This window comes from Vibrio sp. 10N.222.55.C7 (assembly GCF_041473335.1).
Lineage (GTDB): Bacteria > Pseudomonadota > Gammaproteobacteria > Enterobacterales > Vibrionaceae > Vibrio > Vibrio crassostreae_C.
The window spans coordinates 26,273-49,581 of record NZ_JBFRSC010000068.1 but is presented as its reverse complement, the minus strand read 5'-3'; the positions used below and the strand labels follow the sequence as shown (position 1 = coordinate 49,581).

At 44.2% G+C, this 23,309-nt stretch carries 21 protein-coding genes and 1 pseudogene; 11 read left to right on the top strand and 11 right to left on the bottom strand.

What is annotated here, in order from left to right:
* Window positions 1-307: 307 nt before the first annotated feature.
* Genes AB4482_RS21275 through AB4482_RS21265 form a run of 3 tightly spaced genes read right to left on the bottom strand, consistent with a single transcriptional unit; the run spans window position 308 to window position 1,536 of the window.
* The gene (locus AB4482_RS21275) at window positions 308-622 is read right to left on the bottom strand and encodes a GIY-YIG nuclease family protein (RefSeq protein ID WP_017061768.1); all 315 of its coding nucleotides are present in this window, start codon (window positions 620-622) and stop codon (window positions 308-310) included.
* On the bottom strand, window positions 623-1,279 hold the full coding sequence (locus AB4482_RS21270) for a YceH family protein (RefSeq protein WP_017061769.1): 657 nt from the start codon (window positions 1,277-1,279) through the stop codon (window positions 623-625).
* Window positions 1,280-1,335: 56 nt separating this feature from the next.
* The gene (locus AB4482_RS21265) at window positions 1,336-1,536 is read right to left on the bottom strand and encodes a hypothetical protein (RefSeq protein ID WP_017068647.1); all 201 of its coding nucleotides are present in this window, start codon (window positions 1,534-1,536) and stop codon (window positions 1,336-1,338) included.
* Between the two features lie 195 nt (window positions 1,537-1,731).
* On the opposite strand from AB4482_RS21265, the gene AB4482_RS21260 reads away from it, so the two are divergent.
* The 3 genes from AB4482_RS21260 (at window position 1,732) to AB4482_RS21250 (ending at window position 3,232) form a co-directional block, all read left to right on the top strand.
* Window positions 1,732-2,046, top strand: a complete 315-nt coding sequence (locus tag AB4482_RS21260) for a DUF496 family protein (RefSeq protein WP_004730049.1) — start codon at window positions 1,732-1,734, stop codon at window positions 2,044-2,046.
* A 152-nt stretch (window positions 2,047-2,198) separates the two neighbouring features.
* Window positions 2,199-2,825: a D-Ala-D-Ala carboxypeptidase family metallohydrolase gene (locus AB4482_RS21255; RefSeq protein WP_048659066.1), complete on the top strand. Its 627-nt coding sequence runs from the start codon at window positions 2,199-2,201 to the stop codon at window positions 2,823-2,825.
* A gap of 170 nt (window positions 2,826-2,995) precedes the next feature.
* On the top strand, window positions 2,996-3,232 hold the full coding sequence (locus tag AB4482_RS21250) for a hypothetical protein (protein WP_048659065.1): 237 nt from the start codon (window positions 2,996-2,998) through the stop codon (window positions 3,230-3,232).
* On the opposite strand, the gene AB4482_RS21245 is transcribed toward AB4482_RS21250, so the two are convergent.
* Complete coding sequence (locus AB4482_RS21245; RefSeq protein ID WP_372181644.1) at window positions 3,229-5,820, bottom strand: ATP-binding protein; 2,592 nt, start codon at window positions 5,818-5,820, stop codon at window positions 3,229-3,231. The two genes, AB4482_RS21250 and AB4482_RS21245, sit on opposite strands and share 4 nt — an antisense overlap.
* Window positions 5,821-6,785: 965 nt before the next feature.
* Between AB4482_RS21245 and AB4482_RS21240 the strand changes: the two genes are divergently transcribed.
* Entirely contained in the window at window positions 6,786-8,222 is a 1,437-nt protein-coding gene (locus AB4482_RS21240; RefSeq protein WP_372132086.1) for a glyceraldehyde-3-phosphate dehydrogenase, read from the top strand.
* A gap of 239 nt (window positions 8,223-8,461) precedes the next feature.
* Here AB4482_RS21240 and AB4482_RS21235 read toward each other — a convergent pair whose 3' ends face one another.
* Window positions 8,462-9,517: a 2Fe-2S iron-sulfur cluster-binding protein gene (locus AB4482_RS21235; RefSeq protein ID WP_371720947.1), complete on the bottom strand. Its 1,056-nt coding sequence runs from the start codon at window positions 9,515-9,517 to the stop codon at window positions 8,462-8,464.
* 101 nt (window positions 9,518-9,618) lie between these two features.
* A complete protein-coding gene (gene hcp / locus AB4482_RS21230; protein ID WP_017068651.1) occupies window positions 9,619-11,280 on the bottom strand; it encodes a hydroxylamine reductase in 1,662 nt (553 codons plus the stop codon).
* 273 nt (window positions 11,281-11,553) lie between these two features.
* Between hcp and AB4482_RS21225 the strand changes: the two genes are divergently transcribed.
* Both AB4482_RS21225 and AB4482_RS21220 read left to right on the top strand, forming a co-directional pair.
* Window positions 11,554-11,784, top strand: a complete 231-nt coding sequence (locus tag AB4482_RS21225; RefSeq protein ID WP_017061777.1) for a hypothetical protein — start codon at window positions 11,554-11,556, stop codon at window positions 11,782-11,784.
* A gap of 53 nt (window positions 11,785-11,837) precedes the next feature.
* A complete protein-coding gene (locus AB4482_RS21220; protein ID WP_017061778.1) occupies window positions 11,838-13,001 on the top strand; it encodes a carboxylesterase in 1,164 nt (387 codons plus the stop codon).
* A 393-nt stretch (window positions 13,002-13,394) separates the two neighbouring features.
* On the opposite strand, the gene AB4482_RS21215 is transcribed toward AB4482_RS21220, so the two are convergent.
* From AB4482_RS21215 to AB4482_RS21205, 3 genes are all read right to left on the bottom strand, one after another.
* Entirely contained in the window at window positions 13,395-14,009 is a 615-nt protein-coding gene (locus AB4482_RS21215) for a LysE family translocator (protein WP_017061779.1), read from the bottom strand.
* 127 nt (window positions 14,010-14,136) lie between these two features.
* Window positions 14,137-15,057, bottom strand: a complete 921-nt coding sequence (locus AB4482_RS21210; RefSeq protein WP_372181603.1) for a LysR family transcriptional regulator — start codon at window positions 15,055-15,057, stop codon at window positions 14,137-14,139.
* Window positions 15,051-15,512, bottom strand: coding sequence for an Lrp/AsnC family transcriptional regulator (locus tag AB4482_RS21205; protein WP_372181602.1), 462 nt, complete (start codon window positions 15,510-15,512; stop codon window positions 15,051-15,053). The genes AB4482_RS21210 and AB4482_RS21205 overlap by 7 nt, the downstream gene beginning before the upstream one ends.
* Before the next feature lie 254 nt (window positions 15,513-15,766).
* Here AB4482_RS21205 and yjeH point away from each other — a divergent pair, with 254 nt between their 5' ends.
* Window positions 15,767-17,038 (top strand): L-methionine/branched-chain amino acid transporter, encoded by a 1,272-nt coding sequence (gene yjeH / locus AB4482_RS21200; protein WP_017061782.1) that lies wholly within the window; start codon window positions 15,767-15,769, stop codon window positions 17,036-17,038.
* A 46-nt stretch (window positions 17,039-17,084) separates the two neighbouring features.
* On the opposite strand, the gene AB4482_RS21195 is transcribed toward yjeH, so the two are convergent.
* Window positions 17,085-18,542: a PLP-dependent aminotransferase family protein gene (locus AB4482_RS21195; RefSeq protein ID WP_372181600.1), complete on the bottom strand. Its 1,458-nt coding sequence runs from the start codon at window positions 18,540-18,542 to the stop codon at window positions 17,085-17,087.
* 90 nt (window positions 18,543-18,632) lie between these two features.
* Between AB4482_RS21195 and AB4482_RS21190 the strand changes: the two genes are divergently transcribed.
* Both AB4482_RS21190 and AB4482_RS21185 read left to right on the top strand, forming a co-directional pair.
* A complete protein-coding gene (locus AB4482_RS21190; RefSeq protein ID WP_017061784.1) occupies window positions 18,633-19,292 on the top strand; it encodes a pyridoxamine 5'-phosphate oxidase family protein in 660 nt (219 codons plus the stop codon).
* 82 nt (window positions 19,293-19,374) lie between these two features.
* A pseudogene (locus tag AB4482_RS21185) lies at window positions 19,375-20,314 on the top strand (urea transporter).
* A gap of 10 nt (window positions 20,315-20,324) precedes the next feature.
* Here AB4482_RS21185 and AB4482_RS21180 read toward each other — a convergent pair.
* Window positions 20,325-21,332 (bottom strand): AraC family transcriptional regulator, encoded by a 1,008-nt coding sequence (locus AB4482_RS21180; protein WP_017061786.1) that lies wholly within the window; start codon window positions 21,330-21,332, stop codon window positions 20,325-20,327.
* A gap of 133 nt (window positions 21,333-21,465) precedes the next feature.
* Between AB4482_RS21180 and AB4482_RS21175 the strand changes: the two genes are divergently transcribed.
* Both AB4482_RS21175 and AB4482_RS21170 read left to right on the top strand, forming a co-directional pair.
* Window positions 21,466-21,816, top strand: a complete 351-nt coding sequence (locus AB4482_RS21175) for an MFS transporter (protein WP_017066493.1) — start codon at window positions 21,466-21,468, stop codon at window positions 21,814-21,816.
* Window positions 21,810-23,033: an HlyD family secretion protein gene (locus AB4482_RS21170; protein ID WP_136973822.1), complete on the top strand. Its 1,224-nt coding sequence runs from the start codon at window positions 21,810-21,812 to the stop codon at window positions 23,031-23,033. Before AB4482_RS21175 ends, AB4482_RS21170 begins: the two co-directional genes overlap by 7 nt.
* Window positions 23,034-23,309: the final 276 nt, after the last annotated feature.

Here is a 23,309-nt window from a genome sequence, read left to right as displayed (position 1 = left end):
TTTTTCTCGTTTTATATGAGCTACTTTGGCTCATTTTTTAACCTAGCATGACACCATCTCTTTGTATGGCTAATGGATATTATGTAGGACAACGATGATAAATGATAGCGTCTAACACTAATTAGAACGACATTCTAAATGAGCAATATGTTAATTTGGAATGGAGATTAAGAACAACGAGTTAAATTATGATTTCAGCCCATTCACGGTAAGAGTAATTACCATTTAAATTCATAAGCTTAGCTAGAGCCGATATAGCTCCTTACACTATTAAGATTTAATCAATAACAAACATTTTAGCTATGAATTATGAGACTTCGATATATTGAATTTTGTCTTTTTGCCACTCAATAATCAGTTTGAGTGATACCAGTTTTTCTTTGCGGGATTTGGGCAACTGCTTGATCGCGTATTCGGTTTTCAACGCCTCACTTTTTGAGCCAACACCAAAGCTCCAAACCAGCTTAAGTGGGCCTTTACCTTTTAAAGCTTTGGCGCCTTTACCGGTTTGATGTTGTTCAAATCGACGTTCTAGATTGTTCGTCACGCCACAATAAAGGGCATTGTGACGATTGCGGATCAAGTACACGACCCAATCCGCATTTTTATCAGCATCTGACATTTAAAGCAGTGATTCAACCAGAGCCTTAAGCTCTGCCACTTCTGCTCGTAGGCTTGCAACTTCAGACTCAAGCTCTTCAAACTTTTCACTCGTTGCAGAGGGGGCAGCCGCGCTTACTGATGCCATCGCAAACGCTTCAACGTCCACTTCACCGCTCAACAAATGCTGGTAGCGTGATTCACGTTTACCCGCTTCGCGTGGCAGCTTCACAACCAAGGCACCTGCTTCTCTTGCAGCGAGTTTGTCTAATGTTGCTTCTACTTCTTTCACATCACTAAAGTTTGCAAGGCGACCCGTTCGAGTACGAAGTTCACCGGGTGTTTGCGCACCGCGCAGTAACATACAGCAGATGATTGCACGCTCTTGCTCTGTAAATTGCAGATCGCCGAACTCAGTGTTGCAGAAACGATGCTGATACTTATTAACACGGCTATTGAAGCTGCTCTCATCACTCACCATGCGACGTCCGATTAAACCATCAACTGCATCTAAAACATCTGACTCAGAAAGAGAGAGAACAGGTTCACGGTTACTCTTTTGATTGCATGCCGTGGTTAAACTGTTCAGTGTCAGTGGGTAATGATCGGGAGTAGTGACTTCTTTCTCGATCAAACAACCGATAATTCTCGCTTCAATTGGGGAAAGTACTGTGTTCATCGTTTTTCCTTTTTATTATTTTGATAATTCCATCTCAACACCTAACAATGCAGTAACTAGTGTTCAGACAAAATTGGTACTCGTTTCTTTCTGCCCTGTTCATCAATCATTATGATCTTAGAACGGTTTAGCTCTATTTCCACGACTTCCAAATAAGTACGCTCTTGTACATACGCATCACGAAGCTTGTTTTGTTCTGCTGAAGATTCAGTGACATTGTCGTCCAATTCTTCGTTTTCCAATTGTTGTTGATTCATTTCATATTTCGTATCAATGCAGTATCTACATGGGATACTAACTTGAACGGTAAGATAAAAACAATCACACATCAGCGAGAGTGACGAATAATTAAACAACCTTACTTTTGCTTTGATCTAAAGACTGTTACATCATCAATTGATGTGCTTTAATCAGAAGCAGACAACGTATTTGACGAATAGGAAAAGGAATCTATGAGCAGCGTATTTGAAATTGTTAACCAAGCACGACGTAAGAACAAACTTAAGCGTGAACTTTTAGACAACGAAAAGAAAGTTCGTGACAACCGCAAGCGTGTTGACCTTCTTGATAACCTACTTGATTACATCAAGCCAGAGATGACTCACGACGAGATCCTAGGCATTATCAAGAATATGAAAGCTGACTACGAAGACCGTGTTGATGACCACATCATCAAGAGCGCAGAGATTTCTAAAGCTCGCCGTGACATCAGCCGCCGCATTCGTGAACTAACAGAAGAAGACAAGCAAACGCAAGGTAAGAAGTAATCTAACCTCGCTGATTAACTTGTAATAATGTTAGTAACCCACTCTTTATAGTGGGTTTTTTTGTACATAAATTCCAGTGTCTATACTTAAGCTTACGTATTTACTGATTCAAATATTACTAGCAAAGCCAACGTAAGTAATGGAGCCACCTTATGTACTCAAGCATCCTGATTACCTTAGCGCTATCAACGACTCAACCCTACCCAGAAGAATTTGAAAGGCTGTATACCGAAGAGACTGAAATCACCTACGAGGATCTCGTGGTGGATGTTCATGGCTACAAGGTACCGACTCGCTCGGCATTTCGTGGCTGGATGCTTCTAAATCACGCAGAAGACCAAGTAAGAGAGATCGGACAACAGCTCAAAGATGCGGGAATCACACAAAGCATGCCTTTACATCTGGTGTTGTTGCAAGGAACAGACTGGGCAATGAGTAACACCACCTTGTTTACCCTCCCCAACAAAAAACATGTACCCAACATGATCAACACCTTGAAGTACATTCAAGAATACATCGAGCCTGAAATCGGTGTGGTTATTCCTGTTTCTGGTGAACGTTCAAAACTCTACAATCAACAAGCTGGCGGTGCCCTGCAAAGTAAACACTTAGAGTTCTGCGCCTTAGATCTTGTCCCAGCCAACGGTATTTCTCGAGCAGATTTGCACGTTAAACTCAAAAAAATTCACGCTGAATACGGGCAGAAGAATAACGTAGGGTTAGGCTTGTACGCCGGCGTTCGATTCCATATCGACACTTGCGGCTTCAGAAACTGGTAACTTAAAAAGACACCAAAAAGTCAAATAGACACATCAATTTACCATGTCTTTTTGACACTGTCCATATCTGGATTTTTATTAAACCATTGATATTTAATTAAAGTTAAATATGGAACGCTAATTGCTATTACTAAGTATCAAAAGAAAATAATAGCAATTAGGAATTCAATATGAAGACGATGACTCAACGCTTTCAAACTCTGCTTTCTGTTTCAAACTTCAGTCTAGCTATCACAACCTTGCTTATGCTTCTCAGTATTATAGTTGCTTATCCAATGGCCAATCACTTCTCACTGCCGATTCAAATTGTCGCCCACATCAGCACCATCTTAGTCGCAGCCTTGTTGAAAATCAGTTATGTAGGTCGCTGTCTTGCACAATACAACCTTGGCTTAGAAGTCCGCTAGACGATATCAAGACTACTGAAAAGATCGTACAACTGGTGAGATTTATAAGGTTTGGGCAAGTAGGCGTTCATGCCCGCTTCAAAACAATCTTTAATGTCTTCTTCCAGGACACTAGCGGTCAAAGCAATAATGGGTAATGGCGCAGCTTGTTGAGTGGTTTCCCACTGTCGAATCGCACGAGTCGCCGTTATACCATCCATAACAGGCATCATGCAGTCCATTAAGATGGCATCAAACTGAGCACCTTGAGTGATGACGTCCACCGCTTCTTGGCCATTACTGGCAATCAAATACTCATAACCCGCTTGCTCAAGGAAGAAGCTCGCTATTTTTTGATTCATCAGATTGTCTTCAACGATCAAAATGCGTCGATTCAGAGAGCGAACCTCTTCATCTTTTGGTTCCACCGCTGATGCTTGCTCTTCACCGACATCAAGCGATTGTAAGCTGTTTAAGAATCGTCGGCCCAAGAATGGCAAGGTATGAGTCGAGTGGACCGTTTCTGTGATTAGGTTGGTTTTGAATAGGTGATGCTGACACACGATGACGCGGGCAAGAGGATATATCGCCTTCAACGTCGCAAGATCTTTCTCCATCGAGTGATGCAAGGTATGACAATAAAGTATCAAGTCGCTTTCTTTTACACTTTCACTAAGGGCAGCAATGGATGACACCACATTGGCTCGAACATTCAAACGCTCACACTCTTTAACAAGCTGATCAAGGTAATTGAAAGAGTTCGAGATGATCGTCGCTCGGCTCAGGTTATCGAAAGTTTGAACAGGCGCTTCTACAACATCGACATACAAACAAAACGTGAATGTAGAGCCCTCTCCTTTCACTGAACGTGCGGTAATGTAGCCCCCCATCAAATCAACAAGCTGTCGACAAATCGCAAGCCCTAGCCCCGTACCACCAAATTGGCGGGTAATGCTGCCATCTTCTTGAGTGAAAGGTTCAAATATGGATTCTAACTTCTCTGGTTCAATCCCAATCCCGGTATCAGACACGCTGCATTCAAGCTTACCCCTGCCCATAGACATAGGGGTATAAGCAATGTCCGTGGTAATTGTGCCCTTGGACGTAAACTTAATGGCATTCGAAAGCAGATTGGTCAGCACCTGTCTCACGCGGTACTCATCGAAAAACAGTTGTTGCGGCGTTTGATAGTCGATATTGATGTCGAGCTCGATATCCTTACTTATCGCTTTCGACAGAATCACACTTACAGAGTCATAGACCGCCTCTCGTAAATCAGCATTGTGTGGTGACAACATCAAGTTACCCGACTCGATTTTAGATAGGTCGAGGATGTCATTAAGTAGGACTAGCAAAGAGTGAGAAGACGATTCAATATCCCCTAATACTTCTTGCTGATTTGCGCTAAGTTGACTTTGAGATAAGATCTCAGCCATGCCAATAATACCGTTAAGTGGCGTGCGTATTTCATGTGACATATTGGCTAAAAATGCGCTTTTGGCTTTATTGGCCGAAATCGCGTCTTCTTTTGCTGTTATCAACTCTTTATTGTGAAAGTAGTTACGCTCCATCACTCGATTTAGAGTTTCAGTGAACTCGGTGAGTTCATCGTTCCCTTGAATCTGAATCACCTTAGGTTCACCGTAGCTATCTGCGCATTCAGATACCCCTCTTAGGATAATCGATAAGTTTCGATTTAAGCGAAGAGACGTTGCTACACCGAGCCACAACAACACACCTGAAATGGCAAGAATAAGCAAAGTCATGATCAGGGTTTGCTTTTTTTGTAGCGCTATATTGTTGGTCAGATCAAACTGTAATTGCTTGGTATAAGCACCCACTGCCTTTGAAATCGCCAACTTCTTTCGTTCTAAACCTTCCACATGTTCATATATTTCAGGTGAAGAGAAGTCACCTTTGAGGATTCGATCGGTAAATCGGTTTTGAAATTCATCTTTAGAAAACGTATTTAGTAGCTTTCTAATTTCAGGCGAGCGACTACCTGATCGGAAAAACGTATCTAATAATTGCAGCTGCCTTTCTAAAGCACCAACATAACTCAATAAATATTGATCAATCAGCTCCGGAGAGCGATACAAACGGTAACTCAGCCACGCTTCTCGCTGAGTCCAGAACACATAATGAGTAAGATTGATAAACATCGCGTTAGCTTGACTGACTTTTTCATCCACAATGTTAATACGATATTCAGATAGCTCCATTAACACGCCTTTTAACAAGTCGAAGGCACGCTCTGTCAGTTGCGTGTTGTTATCAGTAACCTGTGACGCGTCCCTGTTAATACTGGAGGTTACACGGGCGAGTCTCTCTAATACGCTCTTAAGCTCAACCAGCTTTGGTTCAACAGTCCAATTACTGTCGAACTGTTGAAGCTGTTTCTCGTATTGAGCTAGCCTAGTCAAATCAGTTTTCAGTTTTAAAAGCAGCAGACCTTTCTCTGAAGAGTCATTAGACAGAACCAACCATCGATAAGCATCACTTGAAATCGTATTAAAAGATTGAAGCGCTTCAACCTTAATACGGGTTGTTTCAAGGTGATTCATCTTCTTTTCGTTCTTAAGCACTTCATTCACTGTAAACCCAAACATAATGAGTACAGAAACCGTAGAAAGAAAAATAAGACGCCATCTAATTGACATATTTATCATTTTTATAACTACTCCCTTCCCGAAAGTAATTTACCTAGCCCAGATTAAGGATAGGACATTAACAGGGGGTTATTGATCAAATTGGATATGAACAAACGTTACTCTGAGCCCAGAACGAAAAATTAGAACCAACTGATATCCAGAACGGAGCTTTAAAGCGGAGGAGTCTGCTTTACTAAGTGAGATTGAGACAAGCCGATTTTAGACAAGTGAACGTTACGTGAGAGAGGTCTACTCGAGGAGGTTTCTACAAATGAGATGTAAGCAAGCGAGGTTTTAGTGAGCAAAATGTAAACAAAAGACGTTTTCTCCAGTTATTATCACCGGCATAACAAGTACACATCCACATTCTGCGGCTCAACTAGACTGTGAATAATGACTCTGCGTGCTAACAAAGTGGATAGTTAGGTTAAAATTGTGACATCCAATCGTTTGCGTGATGCACTTTTCACACTCAAGCTAGGCTTATTCAAAGGTCGAACATCAATACTCGTTAATTCCCTTATTTATCGTTTACTGTTTACGTGTAACTTGAGTTAACGATCACACCTTTAATGTTCAATATAACCTGTATTACATATTATCCTTTGAATTGAGTATTTTTTGACGAAAAATAAGTGCTACAGATTGTTAAAGTCAATAGTCTTTATCTACGTTCAAATCTTGATTTTTGGCTAATACAAAGTCAATTTACAGATATTTTGTCTGCATTTATTTTTCCTAGCAGAATAACCAGTCGTACCTTACAATCCTGCCACATAAAAATTACAAGTTACACACAACGCATTCAAGCAGAATTAAGTGGCACTAAAGACCACCGCTTGATAGCTCAACCCCCTATGCTGATTGGCTTCCCTACAACCGCCATGACTGCAGAAACTTAACGTGAAAGGTCCCGAGTAAAGATGAGTCCCGAAAAGCACCTCCTAGACTGGCAAACTAGTCAAACTATTGCTGAATCCATCGCTCCAACTTTAGGTCAGTTATACCGCCAAAAAGGCGTAGAAGTTATCCTCTTCGGTAAGACCTTAGTTAACGCAACTACTATCGACATCATCAAAGCTCACCGCATCGCAAAACGTTACACTGGCTCACCGCTAACCGCGGAACAAACTCAACCAATTATCCAGCATCTACTATCAATGCGCTTGTCTCCATGCCGCGTTGATGTTGGTCGTCTTGCGCATTCATTCTGGCAAGATCGCGAAGACACACATGGGTTGGATGATTTCCTACAAACTGCACTTATCGAATCGCTTGAAGGCGATGCAATGACAGAACCTCGTGACGTTGTATTGTACGGTTTTGGTCGTATTGGCCGACTGCTAACTCGTCTGTTGATCGAGAAAAGTGGCCCGGGGTACCCACTGCGTTTACGTGCAATCGTTGTACGCGGCGGCAAAGATGGCGACCTAGAAAAACGTGCAAGCCTGCTTCGTCGTGACTCTGTACACGGCCAATTCAACGGCAGCATTGTTGTAGACCAAGAACGCAAAGCGATCATCGTTAACGGTAACTTCATCCAAGTTATCTACGCAAACAAACCAGAAGAAGTGGATTACACGGCTTACGGTGTTGAAAATGCACTTGTGGTTGATAACACAGGCGTATGGCGTGACGCGGAAGGCCTGAGCCAACACGTTGCGTGTAACGGTGCGAAGAAAGTGCTACTGACTGCACCTGGTAAAGGCGACATCAAGAACGTGGTATTTGGTGTGAATGAAAATGTTATTCAGCCAGAAGACACCATCATCTCTGCAGCAAGCTGTACTACTAACGCAATCACGCCAGTATTGAAAGCGGTTCACGACAAGTTTGGCGTGCTGTCTGGTCACATCGAAACGGTGCACTCATTTACCAATGATCAAAACCTAATCGATAACTTCCACTCGGGTGATCGTCGTGGTCGTGCTGCATCATTGAACATGGTACTGACATCGACTGGCGCTGCTAAAGCAGTATCAAAAGCGATGCCGGAAATGGAAGGTAAGCTAACAGGTAATGCGATTCGCGTTCCTACGCCAAACGTTTCAATGGCAGTTGCGAACCTAAACCTTGAGAAAGGCACAAACAAAGAAGAGTTGAACGAGTACCTGCGTGAAATGGCGCTGTCTTCTGCTTTGTCTGCACAAATTGATTACACAGACTCGACTGAGATTGTATCTACCGACTTGGTTGGCTCTCGTCACCCAGGTGTGGTTGACGGTGTGGCGACTATCGCACAAGACAACCGTGCCGTGCTGTACATTTGGTACGATAACGAGTTTGGCTACAGCTGCCAAGTTGTTCACTGTATGGAACAGATGATGGGTGTACGCTACAAGACATACCCAGAAGTTTAATTAACTTCGCTCTTGTAGATACGTCCATCGCAACAAGCTCCACAACATAATAACTATATCTGCGAAGTCTGTATGGACTTCGCAACCCCTTTTGTTTTACTCCCCCGTATAAACAAGAGGGTTGCCACTTAGATCTGCTCTCTCTAACTGATCTAGGTGGCCTTTTTACATCTAGCGCCCTAACTTTTATCGCTATAATAAGATCTTGTCTTCATCACTCTTGCACAGCTTTACGTCTGTTATAACTCAACCTCAACATCTGACTGAATCGAGCTTGAACATGCAAGCACGTAGCCCTGTTCAATCTGCTCTGGCGTCAATGTTTCTTGGCTGCTTGATTCCACAGATCCTTTGGTCACTTTGCATTTACACGAACCACAAATCCCACTACGACAAGCGATAATAATTGGAACGCCTGCTTTTTCTAATGAATCCGCCAATGGTGTGCCAGTTTCCGCTTCAACTTCAGCGCCGAACGCAGGCACAAATACCTTAACAGCACTATTCGTATCGTCAGCAATTTCGGCGTTTGACGCTTCTGATTGAGCATCCTGAGTAGCAGGAGTAAAGCTTTCTTGATAGAAGTTATCCATGTTGAACTCAAGCTCTTTCAGATAACTCTCAATATCTTGCATGAAGCCGACAGGCCCACACAGGTAAACCGTTCTATCTAAGATATCTGGGCTCAGTTTCACCAACCAGTTTTTATCTAAACGACCTTGAGGGGCGGTTGTTCCTTCGTTGTCTTTTAACAGCAGTTTTAAGTTGAAATTCGCATGTGATTCATCGAGCTGATGAAGTTCTTGAAAGTAGATAGTCTCAAGCTTGTTGCGTGCCATGTGGACGAAATCAATCTCAATGTCACTGTCTTGAGACAGCCAATATTTTACCATCGCCATTACGGGTGTAATGCCACAGCCCGCACTCACTAGCGTTACTTTCTTTGTTGCCGTTGGCATGCAATCAATACAGTTAAACGAGCCTGCCGGCTTCAACACAGAAACCTCGTCACCTTCATCAAGCTCATCAACAATAAAGTTCGAAACCAAGCCACCTTCCACACGCTTGACCGTCAACTTCAGGCGGTTATCTTCGGGGCAAGAAGCCACGGAATAAGCACGGTAATCCGTTTTCGTCGGCATATCTAAACCCAAGGTGATGAACTGACCGGGCTTAAAATTGAAATGTAAATCTTGTGGAATACTGCCAAGCTCAAAGCTGACCGTATCTGGCGTCTCGTGCCATTTCTTTAAACACACTAAATTGATTGAATCGCTATCCGACCATGCATACATAGTTCACACACCTCACTGATACTAAAGAATTAAATCTAAAAAGCCCCGCCGCTGCACGTTCCTAGAGAACAGCAACAACGGGGCTTGGGAGTGGGCTTAGATTAAGCCGCTAAGATTGTTTTAAGATCTTGCTCTGGCGTTGAGATAGAACGCATATCGAACTCGTCTTGAATAATCTTTAGTAGGTTTTCAGTTAGGAATGCAGGCGCTGTTGGGCCTGTGTAGATACCTTTCACACCCAGTGCGAACAGAGTAAGCAGGATAACGATCGCTTTTTGCTCGAACCAAGAAAGAACAAGTGTTAGTGGTAGTTCGTTGATGCCACAATCAAACTCTTGAGACAGCGCAAGAGCAAGCTGAATCGCTGAGTATGCATCGTTACATTGGCCAACATCGAGCAGACGTGGAATACCGTTAATGTCGCCGAATTGGTTTTTGTTGAAACGGAATTTACCACATGCCAATGTCAGGATTACTGAATCTTCTGGCGCTTGAGCTGTGAAATCTGTGTAGTAGCTACGTTCAGATTTGTCGCCGTCACAACCACCCACTAGGAAGAAGTGTTTGATGTTGCCTTCTTTCACTTGTTCAACAACCGCAGGCGCTGCTTCCATCAAGGCGTTACGACCAAAACCGACAGTGATCATTTGCTCGATCTCGTCATGCTTAAAGCCTTCTTGCGCAAGAGCACAATCGATCACTGCACTGAAATCGTCACCTTCAAGGTGAGCAACACCCGGCCAGCCTACGATGCTACGCGTAAATAGGCGGTCAGCGTACGAGCCCACATCTGGGTTAAGCAGACAGTTAGATGTCATTACGATCGCACCTGGGAAGTTCGCAAATTCTTTTTGCTGGTTCTGCCAAGCGCTGCCGTAGTTACCCGCAAGGTGTGGGTACTTGTTTAGTTCAGGGTAGCCGTGTGCAGGTAGCATCTCACCGTTGGTGTAAACGTTAATGCCCTTGCCTTCCGTTTGTTGAAGGATCTTTTCTAGATCATGCAGGTCGTGACCAGAAACAAGGATACAGTGACCTCGCTTCGTCTTCACATTCACGGTTGTTGGTTGAGGGTGACCGAAGGTATCTGTCTCGCCTTTATCCAACATTTCCATGACCTTGTAGTTCATTAAGCCGATCTGCATAGACGTATCTAACAGTTGTTTTAGGTCTGATGGATCTGTACCTAGGAACGCCATGATTTCATGGTATTCAGCGAAAATAGCATTATCAGTTTGACCAAGAACACGTGCGTGCTCCATGTAAGCTGCTGCACCTTTTAGACCGTATAGGCAAAGAAGGCGAAGACCAATCACATCTTCGTGTTGAGAGTCGTGACCACGGTTTACCGCCGCTTGAGGGGCAAGCGCCAATAGCTCTGAAGAGTCCGTTGGAAGGTCGAATTGAGCAGCAGCAGAAAGCGCTGGGATCTCAAAACCAATCAATGTCGCTGCCGCGCGAACCTGTTGCTCTAAACGCTGCTTGAATTCATGGGACTGTTGTGCGAATTCGATGATACGAGCAGGGTCGAAGTTAACGTTGGTTAGTGTTGCGAAAAACGCTTTTGGCGCCCACTCGTCGATTTCAGTATCAATAACATCACACGCACGGCCCAAATTGGCCCAAAAAGAAACACCTTGAAGAGAATGCACCAACACGTCTTGAAGGTCGGATACTTCCGAAGTTTTACCACACATACCTTGTGCGAAAGAACAGCCTTTTACGGTTGGGGTTTGAATTGTTTGTTCACATTGAATACAGAACATATAAGGGCTCCAGTAATTTTTATTAACTGTAAGTACTTTGCTTACAGTGACTTATTCCAACCCCTATAGAGCATCAAGCGTGCCAACTTTTAACATATTGATTTTATTAAACTTAGTTTTATTCCATGTTTTTAGTGCGTGATTATGACTACATATAAACTCCCTAACAGCACACATCCGTGTCATAGTGACTCTCAGAGATTTATTAACGGCGTTCATGTTTCGTTCAGAATAGAAGCGATAAAGTAACAACATAGAAAAAGAGGAATGAATATGAAAAATATATTAGTTACGATTGTTGCATTGTTTACTGGCCTTTTGGCGTTATTCACAAGCTTGATCCTTGCTATTCCTTTAGCTATTGCAGCTTTAATTACTGGCAAGCGCATTCAGAATCAAATGAAGAAACAAGGTTTCGCAGCTCATATGAACACTCGTCAGTCATCAACCAATGATGCCGGTGTTATTGAAGGTGAATACGAAGACCTTTCAAGCAAAAAGTAACCTAAACTTTAGTTTCAGACATAGTGAAAGCACAACAGAGACAAGATTACATAATGCAAAGAAAGCCCCTCCTAGCACTGCTGGCCTTAACGACTTTAAGTCTCGTTGGTTGTTCCAACGAGACACCGATACCCGCTTACGAAACATCTCCAGACTTGCCTAGCTATCAGCAAGACAGCTTTGATGCCTACGTCAATGACACACAAGATTGGTTATTGAAAAACCGCGTGTTCATGACGGAAGACAAGCAACTCGAGATCCAACTCAATTCACCAACCGAGTATCAACCAACCTCGCCAAACGGCAAGGCGGTATTATTGGTTCATGGATTAGGCGACTCACCTTACTCATTTAAAGACATCGCTACCCATTTGGCAGAGCAAGGTTACTTAGTGAGAACCGTATTACTTCCGGGTCACGGCAGTCGCGTGGGTGATTTAATGCAGCCGAGCCTAGAAGATTGGCAAGGTGTGGTGGCTCATCATACGAAGTTACTTGAGCAAGAGTATGATTCTGTTTGGCTAGGCGGCTATTCAACCGGCGCGAACCTCGTGACTTCACAGGCGATGAACGATCCAAAGATCTCTGGGTTACTGCTGTTCTCACCTGCGTTTCAACCGAGCTCGTCTGCCGTTCAATACGCGGGACTAGCAAGCTACTTTGTCACTTGGGCGGATCAAGATCCTGAAGACAATGTGTTGCGTTACAACTCGTTGCCAATGAATGGTGCATCGGTTTACTACGAGACATCAGAAGTCGTACGTGGTGACTTACAAGATAAACACTTCGATAAACCAGTTTTTATTATGATGAGTGAAGGCGACAGCGTGATTGACACCAACTACGTTCAGCAAGCCTTTACTGAATCTATGCCGAATCCAAACAATGTGTTGGTTTGGCAAGGAGAGACGACTCTCGAGGATCCTCGCGCTGTTCAGTACAGCATGAAGATCCCAGAGCAACGCATCTCGAACGGCTCTCACATGGGCTTACTGTTCTCACCAAACAACCCTTATTACGGAATCAATGGTAGCGAGAAGATTTGCTCCAATGGTCAGGCAGAAGGGTTTGAAGAACAATGCAATGCAACCAGTGAGGTTTGGTACTCAGCTTGGGGCTATCGTGAAGAAGGGAAGAACCATGCGCGTTTGACCTACAACCCCTACTTCTCAGACTCGATGGCGAAGCTAGATGCCGTACTGAACTCTGAAGGCTAATAAGCTCAAGTCTTCCAAAAGCTAATCCAGAGAAATCAAAAAGGCTCACTAGATAACGTCTAGTGAGCCTTTTTTAATGAGTGTCGTTTCTGGTGAACGTCTAGGGTCTGTTGACCTTTAGAGCTGATTTTTGCAGCACTTTGTGGGAAATTTCTACAAGGCAGAGGCTTTGAAGTGTAGCTAGCCTACATGAGAAGCCGATAACGCAGTAGAAATGAACCACAAAGGCTGCCCGAAGGGTTCGGCTAGAATCGTTTTATGCTTTGTTAAGAAGTATTAACTTAGAATGACTAGGCTACATACTCCTTGCCGCGCCTAAAACGATTCTATCTCGAACAAAATTTAACCACTAAAAGTTAACAGACCCTAGTTACTTATTCTTATCGTTTACTGCTATATCGTCCACACCACGCGAACAGCAAGCAGGATCAGCACCACGCCAGATAGTCGATCAATCAACTGAGCTTTCGAGCGAATACGTTCAACAATCAACGGGCTAGACAGTACCAAGGTGATAAAGGTGTACCAAAGGCCGTCGACAATCAGCGGCGTTGAGACAATAATCACTTGATTGGTCAGTTCATTACCTAGCGCTACAAATTGGCTAAACAGAGCGATGAAGAACAATGCGATCTTTGGGCTCAAGATAGAGATCAAGAAAGCCTCACGAGCAGACTGCATGTAACTCATCTTTTCACCCGCTTCTAATTTCGCGGCAACACCACCTTTCGAACGTAACGCATTAACGCCAAGATAAAGCAGATAAGCAGCCCCCGCTAAGCTAATACCTTTAAATAACATTGGGGATTGCTCAAGCACAACGGCTAAACCAACAATGGTTGCGAACGCATAAATACCGATACCAGCAGCGTGTGACCAAGCTGCGATAAGCCCGTTCATACGGCCACCAGCCAAACTGTGTTTAGCGATCATCGCCAAGCTTGGGCCCGGAGACATTGCACCCAACAAGCAAATCGCTAATAAAGAAAACCAAATTGTTACTGTCATCATTCCATTCCTAATAAAATAAAGCGTTCCAGCTGAACGCTCTACGCTTAATACTCAATACTTGGCACTTACCATAATTCGCAGGAGGTATTATTTGAAATCAAAGATTATCATCACACCTATGATTTCAAGTCATACTGATATTGTAACTCGACTTTTGCATGGCTTGGAATGCTTTTTCTCGCGCCCATTTGTGGGCAGAGTCGTTGTCATTTTTAGGATGCCACATTAACCAATAGGTATGCATTTCCGTATCAAATGGCAACGAAAAGTAGGTAGTATCGAGGTGTCGACCTAGGTTATAGGCGATATGTTCTGGCACGATCATCAGATAGTCGTCTTGCAATAACACAGTACCAGCAGATGAAAAGAACGGAACCTGTAAAGCCACTCTTCGCTTTAGCCCTTGCTTCTTCAATGCTATGTCCGCGTAACTGTCTTTATCTCCACCACCCGTCACTTTGATGTGAGAGTAGTGAACAATATCTTCTGCACTCAAAACCGCTTGTTGAGCCAGCGGGTGCGACTTTCGCATCAAACACACCGACTTATCTTCACCAAGTTTGATACTTGAGACATGTTCTGGCTTTGTGGGAAACATACTGGAAGCCAAATGAATCCCAGACTCGTTCAGTGCTTCAAGGTAGTTTGGCTGCCACAATCGATAAGCCAAATTAATGTTCGGCGCTTCAGCAGACACCTCTGCCACAATCACAGGAAGAATATACTGAGCGACATAATCACTCGAAGACAACACCAATTCACCCTGCCAGTCTTGCGGCTCGAAGGGTTTATCATCTAACAGGTGGTCAAACTCGCCAAGCAGGTCGTCGAGTTTACCTTTGAGTAGCAATGCACGGTTGGTCGGCACCAGTTTGTTGCCGTCACGGACCAGCAAAGGGTCGCCACACAAATCACGTAACTGGCTGAGCTGACGGCTCACCGCGGATTGTGTGATATGCAAACGTTGGGCGGCACGGCTCACATGACACTCTTCAAGAAGTACATGCAGTGAACGCAGTAGGTTTAAGTTGATATTGCCTAACATGAATGCACCGTCGCATTCTGTTTGTTGAAAAACTCGGTCAAAACCGTATGAGTCATTAAGTGGCGAAGATCCGGGTAACTTTGCAGCTGATCGCGAACTCGGTTCAAGCTCTCCATGCTTTCCACTTCCACGTACAACATCATATCTGTCTCACCGCTAATAGAGTGGCACCATTGCACCTCATCAATACTCTGGATTTGTTTCGCGTAAGACTCACAACTATGGTCACTACTCGACATGTCGAACTTCAACAAGATATAAGCGCACACATTCTTCGTTTGGTTGGGTTCTGCCACTTGAGCGCAGTAGCCCGTAATCACTTTGTCGCTTTCCAGTTTCTTGATTCTGGCGTTCACCGCTGAGCGCGAGAGGCTGACATCTCGGGCGATATCGCTCACTGAGCATCGTGCATTGGTTTTGAGAATATCCAAAATATGGCGATCAAATTTATCCATGCTTCTGATTCTTTTCATTTATTGTTCTATTTATAACGCCTAATTTGACACAACTTTCCTACTTATAACAGCCATTCTGACAGCCGACACTTTCACACTGAATCGGATTAATACCGTTAAAATGACGGTGTCTTACGACGTTTCGCTAGCTGTATTATTGATGTCAACAATGTATGCTCTCAATCATAACTTCTCACACACCAGAAGAAAGTTACTGGAAGACCGTGACCAGAATCAAATAGCTAGGAGAGCGAATGACACAACTCAAACAAGAAATCACGCTTATTTCAGGAATCGGACAACTCTCGACGACCTTGCTAGGCACTGGATTATTTATGATCCCTGCGATCGCAGCAGGCATTGCAGGACAGTTGTCTCTTCTCGCTTGGTTAATCCTGTTTATCGCTATTTGCCCGATTGCACTGACCTTCGCAGCACTAGGAAAACGCTACCCGAATGCAGGTGGCACTGCCTATTTTGTGCGCCAGGCGTTTAGCGAGCGATTAGAAACAAGCGTGGCGTGGTTGTTTGTGAGTGTTATTCCTGTCGGTATTCCAGCGGCCATTGCACTGGCTGGTGGTTTTGCTCAACAATTGTTACCCGCACCTCTCGATACACCACTTGGTGCTCAATCCTTTACCGTCGCCCTGCTTATTGCCGTCAATTTGATGGGCAGTAAATCTTCTGGCCGACTGCAAACCGTGATCGCATTGTCGATTTTTGCCTTAGTCAGCGCTTTTGTTTGGAAAGCCGACATCACGGCAACCGATGTTGCTCTTCCTGCCATCTCATCCAATTCAATGTGGTCTATCGGCGCTGCTTTAGCTGTCATGTTTTGGTGCTTTGTCGGAATAGAAGCTTTTGCTCACATGGGAGAGGAATTCAAAAATCCACAACGTGACTTCCCAATCGCCATCATTGCAGGCTGTTTTGTTGCGGGGCTAGTGTACTGGGCTTGTTCAGTAGTGATTCTTAAGCTGGGTGCTTTCGGTTCATCTGAATTCGATGCCGCATCCATCCCTTGGGTAACAGAACAACTGTTTGGTAATGGCTTCAAAACCGTCATCAGCGTGCTGGGGTTCTTTGCTTGCTTTGCCAGCCTAAACCTTTACACACAAAGCCTGTCTCGGATGATCTGGGCTCAGGCCCGCCAACACAGCCCTGCAAGTCGAATGGCTCAACTGAACAGCCGCGGCGTACCGCTCTACCCAACGTTAGCAATTGGCTTTGTCGTGCTTATTTCGTGTGTGATTGGTGAGCTGTCTAATTTAGACCTTGAGTTCTTTCTCAAGCTCGCCAACGGTATTTTTGTTCTGGTTTATCTGCTCGCAATGTTAGCCGCTTGCCGATTACTAACAGGCGCATCTAGATACACTGCCATGCTTTCATTGGTCATCTGTACCTTGGTGTTTATCTGTTTAAGTTGGTCGATGCTCTATGCTGTGACTGTTTTTGTGACATTGTCACTCCCTTGGCGGAAGTGGCTAGGTAAAGGTAAACCCACCGTCTCTATCGACAAGTTGTAACTCGATTCGTGATGAATCAGAAAATGGTAAACAAGCCCTACCAATATTACTGATAAAAAAGCCGAGCGATCTGTTTGATCTTCGGCTTTATGTCAGCCAATCGGATATTTCCAAACCCCAACACCACCCCACTCCAATCACGAGCATCACTTGATCCATATTCATAAAAATCAAACGGACGAATGATGATATTTTCAAGCTCAGCTCTATGACTCCATTCAGTCTCAGATATACCTTGATACCACTTCACGGTCACATGTAGCCCTGCCGCCTGACTGATCACTTCAAGATCACCGTTAAACTCGCTTTCAATCGCTTCTATCATCGCTTCATACTTGAGTTTGTATGACCGACGCATCTTTCTAATATGACGCAGCAAGTCGCCTTCTCGAACAAAATCCGCCAAAGCTTCCTGTGTGTGGGACGCCGTGTCTCCAGTGAGCGCGTCTTTTATCTCAAGACACTTCGCCACCAGACTTTCTGGCACCACTAAGTAACCTAAGCGGAGTCCGTTGAACATGACTTTACTCAGCGAACCAACATAAATGATTCGTTCATCAAACCCGAGTTTACCCGCTAAGCCTTGCATACTGGTGTAAGGGCGATGAGCAAACTGGAACTCACTGTCATAGTCATCTTCAATGATCCATGACTGATGTTGATTGGCCCAGTCGATCAGTTTAAGGCGTTGCTCAGTATTTAAAGCCGTGCCCATTGGGTATTGGTTACTCGGTGTGACATACAGAGCCTTAGCGTTACTGGACAACACTTTTTCAATATCTAGCCCCACCTTTTCACGCACACTTACACGATCCAGCTCTAATCTCAACAGATCGATAATTTTATGCACTTGTCGATAACCGGGCTCTTCCACGAGGATTTTTTCGCCCATCGCTAACGTCGCCATTAATCCGATTGAGATGGCTTGCTGCGCACCTGCGGTGATGATGATTCTATCCGCACTACAATGAACTGAACGACTGCTTGCAAGATACCCACTCAACGCTTCCCTCAAGGCTGAGCTTCCCTGAACCTCTTGATTGCCCGCAATGTTCTGACGTGTAGAGTGACGTTGCAGCAACCTCTGCCATTTCGCAAAAGGGAACGCATCTAAGTCAGGAACTCCTGGGGCAAAGCTGCGGTTAATGTCGTTAGGTGTCGCTATGTTTGTACTCGGTTTACTGACTGTTTGTTTGACCTTCGGATCCTGAACACTGTTTGGCTTAGACAAACTTAGAAAGTGCTCTGGTTGTTCAACCGAGACATAAAACCCTGAGCCTTGCTTACTCTCGATATAGCCTTCAGTAACCAGTTGTTCGTACGCATAAATCACCGTATTTCGACTCACCGATAACTCGACAGCCAACTTACGTGTTGAAGGTAACTTACTGCCCTTGCTCCATAAATCTTGAACGATCTTCTCTCTTATCGCGTGGAACAAGGCGGTTTGACGCGTGCCGTGTTGTTCGTCTAACTGTAGATCACCGACATCGATAGGCTGCATAACTGGATCCAAATAGTGTTTAAAAGTGGCTCTATTTAATAGACCAGTTAATCGCTACATTAATCAAAAGGCAATGATTAAGGAGCGATTATGTTATCTAACACGAAAAGAACCACGATTAAAAAAGGGGCTCACAAAGCCGTATTTGAACAAGAGAAACTGCACCAAATTATTGATGAGAGCTTAATCGCACACATTGCATTGCAGGGCGAACAAGGACCAATGGTCATCCCGATGCTCGCGTGGCGAGTGGGTGATATAGTCTACATTCATGGAGCTAAAAACAGTCGCCTACTAAAAGGACTAAAAAAGGGAGAACCAACCTGTTTAACGTTCACCTTGTTCGATGGTTGGGTGCTGGCTCGTTCGGCATTTCATCATAGTGCGCATTATCGTTCTGCTGTGGTATTGGGGTCATTTTCAGTCATCGATGACAATCAAGAAAAGGATCGCTTGTTGAATATCTTTATTGAGCAAATCGCACCGGGCAGAACCGATGAAGTGAGGCTCAGTAATGAAAAAGAACTCACTGCGACCGAGTTGTTGGCGATACCTTTAACAGAAGCTTCCGTGAAGATTGGTAAACATGGAGTGAATGATGATAAAGCCGATATGGACATTCCAGTTTGGGCTGGCGTATTACCCTATAGAACTGTTGTTGGGCCGTTAGAAACCGTTCCAGAACAAGAAGGCATCATTGAAACACCAGATTACCAACAAGCTTATGGTGAACGCTGGTATCAGAATTAACACTCGAAGATGGTGAACTTGATAAAATTGTATACAATCTGAATTACAAAAATTTAACATGACTCAATAATGTAATCAGACGATGAAAACGAACAAGGATATTCTGCCGTTTCAAGGCTTGCTCAATGGCATTGGGCAAGTCTATTTCACACCGTCTATCATGACGTCGACTTTGCTGTTGCTTGCCATTTCTATTGAGTCACTGGCGCTGGCTTTTCTTACCTTACTTGGCGCCAGTTGCAGCTATGCATTAGCTTTCTATGGCTATATGTACACCAACACCAACACCAACACCAACACCAACAAGTCAGTTGACGACATTGATAGTGGAATGTACGCGCTAAATGGCGCTTTGATTGGTTTATTTATCGGTAACTTTTTTGGTGTGACACCATTATTGGCTTTAGTGACTGCGTTAGGTGCATTACTCACGGTGCCGATTGCCCACATCGTATTCAGTTTTGAGAAATATCGCGGTTACACTAGCGCCTTTATCCTCACCACTTGGCTGATTTATATTATCCAATCAACCTTTGAGCTGTCAGCGTTTTCTGCACCTGATTCCGCACTGATGCCACTCATCAGTATTGAGGCTAACTCGTGGTTCAACCTGCCGACAGTGGTGATCCCGTTGTTAAAAGGGATAAGCCAAGTCAGCTTCATCGAAAATGCGTTGTCGGGGCTCGTTATCTTAGTCGCCATCGCACTCAACAATATCAAGCATGCCATTTGGGTTATGCTCGCAGTAATAATTAGCACCGTATTTAGCGGGTTGATTGGCGCTTCTAACGAACTGGTAGCCCAAGGTCTTTACGGGTACAACGCCATTCTTGCCACTTTAGCACTTGTGCCCTATCCGCGAATCCGTTGGCCGTTAATCCTATTAGGCATGCTGTTAAGCTGTCTCATCACACTTGGTTTTCATGAACTGTCACTGTTACCACTCACCGCCCCTTTCATTTTGAGTACTTGGGGGGATGGTTTACTTGTCCAGCCTGATCCATAAACGAACCATAAGTTAGCTCTGAATAGTTACAGGCCAGTTTTTAGGCGCTCAACATATTGCTTGGGTGTCAAACCTCGATGTTTCTTAAACATCCGATTAAAGCTCGCGACATTGGTATAGCCGAGCCTCGTCGCGACTTTATCTATTGGCACTGAATACATCAACAACTCCACCGCCACATTACTTAACGCATAGCCCATAATGGTAGAAAAGTTGATGCCTAAGTTATGCAATCGACGTTGAAATTGCTGTTCAGATAACCCAAGTAAACTCGACACTTTATGCAGTGTTGGCAGGCCGAAATGGCGACTGTAATTGATCATCTCATAGGTCACCTTATGCTCATCCGCGGCATCAGGCATGTTGAGGTAATTATCTAAGTCATGAAAGTTCATTGCCAAGCTCATCTTGCCGCTAGAAGGGGCTTGATTGCTCGATAACCTCGACTGGCTTGGTATCCAGATTTCAGTTCGTGGCTGGCCCCACTGAATATTGCACCCAAAATACTCTTGATAGAGTTGAGTGTTCTCGCGATAACCTGCGATAGAGACGGCTGCGGGAGTAAAGTCGTCTCCCAAGTAACGCCTTAATATCTTCATCATAAAGATGGCAACTCGAATTGAGTCATGAACTTTACCCACCTCAGTATAAGCAGGATTGTCGTAGCACCATTTGATGAAATTACCGACTTGAGCGCCATATAGAAAAGCCCCGGACTGCAAACAGTGCAACCCGATGTTAACTCGGCGTATAGACGACGCCAGATCGTGCCCCGAGAAAAACCAGTTAGAGAGAGGACCTAGCCTTTCAATATCCACTCTATCAGCCAGCTTCAAGATAATATCGGAATCACCGGTTTGTTGTTCAAGTAAGCCATACCATTTGTCCACTTCACTTACGGGGATAAGGTTCATCGGGTTATTAAACACCGATTTAGGAATACCTAATTGCTCAGTATTCACAGCCTTATTAGTCGTTGCGTATTGGTAAATACCCAAAATACCCAATGCTCTTAAGAAGTTACAATTGTTCATTAGCCACCATACTTAGAAGTCACTATTACAGATCAAATCATAATGACATCATTATTAAAGTAATTGGTAAATTATCAACTTCTAAATCTGATATCAATAACACTCGGTGCTCAATTTAACCTAGGGTATATCAATGAGTTTAGTTAGTGTACCATTTGTCGGAACCGGCGCAGATACCGCACTACACGTAGTTGCAGGCGTAGTGTTAGTCGCAACCATCGCTGCTGCATGTTACGGCTTCTGGCGTGTGCATGAATTACCAATCAACAAGGCTCACAGTAAAGAGCATCAACAACTCGGTTTGATCACCGCATTAACATGGATTGGTTTTGTATGGCACTGGGTATGGGTACTAGCAGTAATTTTGGCCTTCGTTGATATGGAAAAAGCCATCATCAATCTAAGAGACACATGGAAGTCACCGACCACAACCAAGGAGCAAACAACTTCCGACAAGCAAGATGAGGAGAGCCAAACATGTTAGAAGGCTTGGCAATTTGGGCACTGTTCATTTACTTACTCAGACTTGTTGGTATGCCTTGGAACAAAGGCACCAAGGCGTTTGCGTACCTAGGGGGTACATCTTGGTTGCTGTTTGTATGGGTTGGCCTACTCAATTTTACTCCGATGGATCTATCGGGAGGCTCAGTGGTTCAGTCTCCACATATTCAGCTGCGTCCCGATTCAACTAATGTGTCGGGAAAAACTTCCAAAGTCCACATCGACCCAAACCAGGATGTGACTGAAGGACAGCTAATTTACGAAATTGATGACACTAAATATGTCATCGCAAGAGACAAAGCCAGCGTTCAACTTGAGTCTGCAGAGGTCGCTTTAGACACAGCTCGTCAAGAAGTGAGCATTGCAAAAGTCAGCTATCAATCGGCGCTTGAAGACATCAAAGCTTCAGTCGCACAAATAGATTCGGCTAAAACAGACTTAGTACTGCAGTCAAAGACGCTTGATCGTTACCAGAAGCAAAACAAAGTGGTAGAACATACGATCACTGCAACTGACATCGACCAACAAACAGCAAAGGTAGACTTAGCGACGTATAACGTTACGACATTGGAATCTCAGCTTAGCAAGAAAGAAGTCGATGCCGAGAATGCGAAGTTGAACATCCACAAAGCTGAAACCAATGTGAGCAAGAAGCAAACTGAGGTCGATTCAGCAAAGGCAACACTGGCACAAGCACAATGGGACTTGAACAGCACCAAAGTCACGGCACCGACTGACGGCTTTGTAACGAACTTTATTCTTCGTGAAGGTCAGCGCGTTTCAATGATGCCTCGTATCCAGATGTATACCGAAGAGAAGTACGTGCTGATGCGAGTTAACCACCAAGCGATTCGTAATATTAAGGTCGGTCAACCTGCGGAATTTGCGACAGCGGTATACCCAGGAAAAGTGTTCTCTGCAACCGTAGAAGGCATTGTAGAGGCCACTGGTGAAGCGCAAGCAAGTTTGCTGGGTATCGATGAGCAGGTTCGTGTTACCACAGGCAAAAACCTTCAGAACAAGCACCACTTTGTTCGTTTAAAAATTGATGAGGCAGAGGGTTACGATATTCCTGTTGGCTCTGTCGGATTAGCGTGGGTAAGCGGTGAGAAGCCTATCAGCTTTATGGCGTTCCTAGACGTAATACGCGGGATCATCATTAGAATGAAGTCTCAACTGTACTTCTTCTACTCCATCTAATACTTCCTATTGGTGAAACAATACCCAAGCCCGTGCGCTCTTAGATCGCACGGGCTTTTTGTTTATTTCACCATTCGTCGCCAGAAAGAACACAAACCCGAAAAACGAATAAACACTCTAAAGTTGCAAATCGCAATTGCATTTTGCAATTGGGCATTTCAAAAACGCAAATTAAACGCTCAAATACGCACCAGATTGCTATAAAACTGCCGTTTTACGTGGTTTTAAAAGTTGGCACACTAACTGCAATGTATATATTGACCCTTCTTAAGCCGA

Bases quoted from the DNA above. Each gene is read 5' to 3' on its own strand.
- AB4482_RS21275 (WP_017061768.1), bottom strand. From the start codon at position 622: ATGTCAGATGCTGATAAAAATGCGGATTGGGTCGTGTACTTGATCCGC.
- AB4482_RS21270 (WP_017061769.1), bottom strand. From the start codon at position 1,279: ATGAACACAGTACTTTCCCCAATTGAAGCGAGAATTATCGGTTGTTTG.
- AB4482_RS21265 (WP_017068647.1), bottom strand. From the start codon at position 1,536: ATGAATCAACAACAATTGGAAAACGAAGAATTGGACGACAATGTCACT.
- AB4482_RS21260 (WP_004730049.1), top strand. From the start codon at position 1,732: ATGAGCAGCGTATTTGAAATTGTTAACCAAGCACGACGTAAGAACAAA.
- AB4482_RS21255 (WP_048659066.1), top strand. From the start codon at position 2,199: ATGTACTCAAGCATCCTGATTACCTTAGCGCTATCAACGACTCAACCC.
- AB4482_RS21250 (WP_048659065.1), top strand. From the start codon at position 2,996: ATGAAGACGATGACTCAACGCTTTCAAACTCTGCTTTCTGTTTCAAAC.
- AB4482_RS21245 (WP_372181644.1), bottom strand. From the start codon at position 5,820: ATGTTTGGGTTTACAGTGAATGAAGTGCTTAAGAACGAAAAGAAGATG.
- AB4482_RS21240 (WP_372132086.1), top strand. From the start codon at position 6,786: ATGAGTCCCGAAAAGCACCTCCTAGACTGGCAAACTAGTCAAACTATT.
- AB4482_RS21235 (WP_371720947.1), bottom strand. From the start codon at position 9,517: ATGTATGCATGGTCGGATAGCGATTCAATCAATTTAGTGTGTTTAAAG.
- hcp (WP_017068651.1), bottom strand. From the start codon at position 11,280: ATGTTCTGTATTCAATGTGAACAAACAATTCAAACCCCAACCGTAAAA.
- AB4482_RS21225 (WP_017061777.1), top strand. From the start codon at position 11,554: ATGAAAAATATATTAGTTACGATTGTTGCATTGTTTACTGGCCTTTTG.
- AB4482_RS21220 (WP_017061778.1), top strand. From the start codon at position 11,838: ATGCAAAGAAAGCCCCTCCTAGCACTGCTGGCCTTAACGACTTTAAGT.
- AB4482_RS21215 (WP_017061779.1), bottom strand. From the start codon at position 14,009: ATGACAGTAACAATTTGGTTTTCTTTATTAGCGATTTGCTTGTTGGGT.
- AB4482_RS21210 (WP_372181603.1), bottom strand. From the start codon at position 15,057: ATGTTAGGCAATATCAACTTAAACCTACTGCGTTCACTGCATGTACTT.
- AB4482_RS21205 (WP_372181602.1), bottom strand. From the start codon at position 15,512: ATGGATAAATTTGATCGCCATATTTTGGATATTCTCAAAACCAATGCA.
- yjeH (WP_017061782.1), top strand. From the start codon at position 15,767: ATGACACAACTCAAACAAGAAATCACGCTTATTTCAGGAATCGGACAA.
- AB4482_RS21195 (WP_372181600.1), bottom strand. From the start codon at position 18,542: ATGCAGCCTATCGATGTCGGTGATCTACAGTTAGACGAACAACACGGC.
- AB4482_RS21190 (WP_017061784.1), top strand. From the start codon at position 18,633: ATGTTATCTAACACGAAAAGAACCACGATTAAAAAAGGGGCTCACAAA.
- AB4482_RS21180 (WP_017061786.1), bottom strand. From the start codon at position 21,332: ATGAACAATTGTAACTTCTTAAGAGCATTGGGTATTTTGGGTATTTAC.
- AB4482_RS21175 (WP_017066493.1), top strand. From the start codon at position 21,466: ATGAGTTTAGTTAGTGTACCATTTGTCGGAACCGGCGCAGATACCGCA.
- AB4482_RS21170 (WP_136973822.1), top strand. From the start codon at position 21,810: ATGTTAGAAGGCTTGGCAATTTGGGCACTGTTCATTTACTTACTCAGA.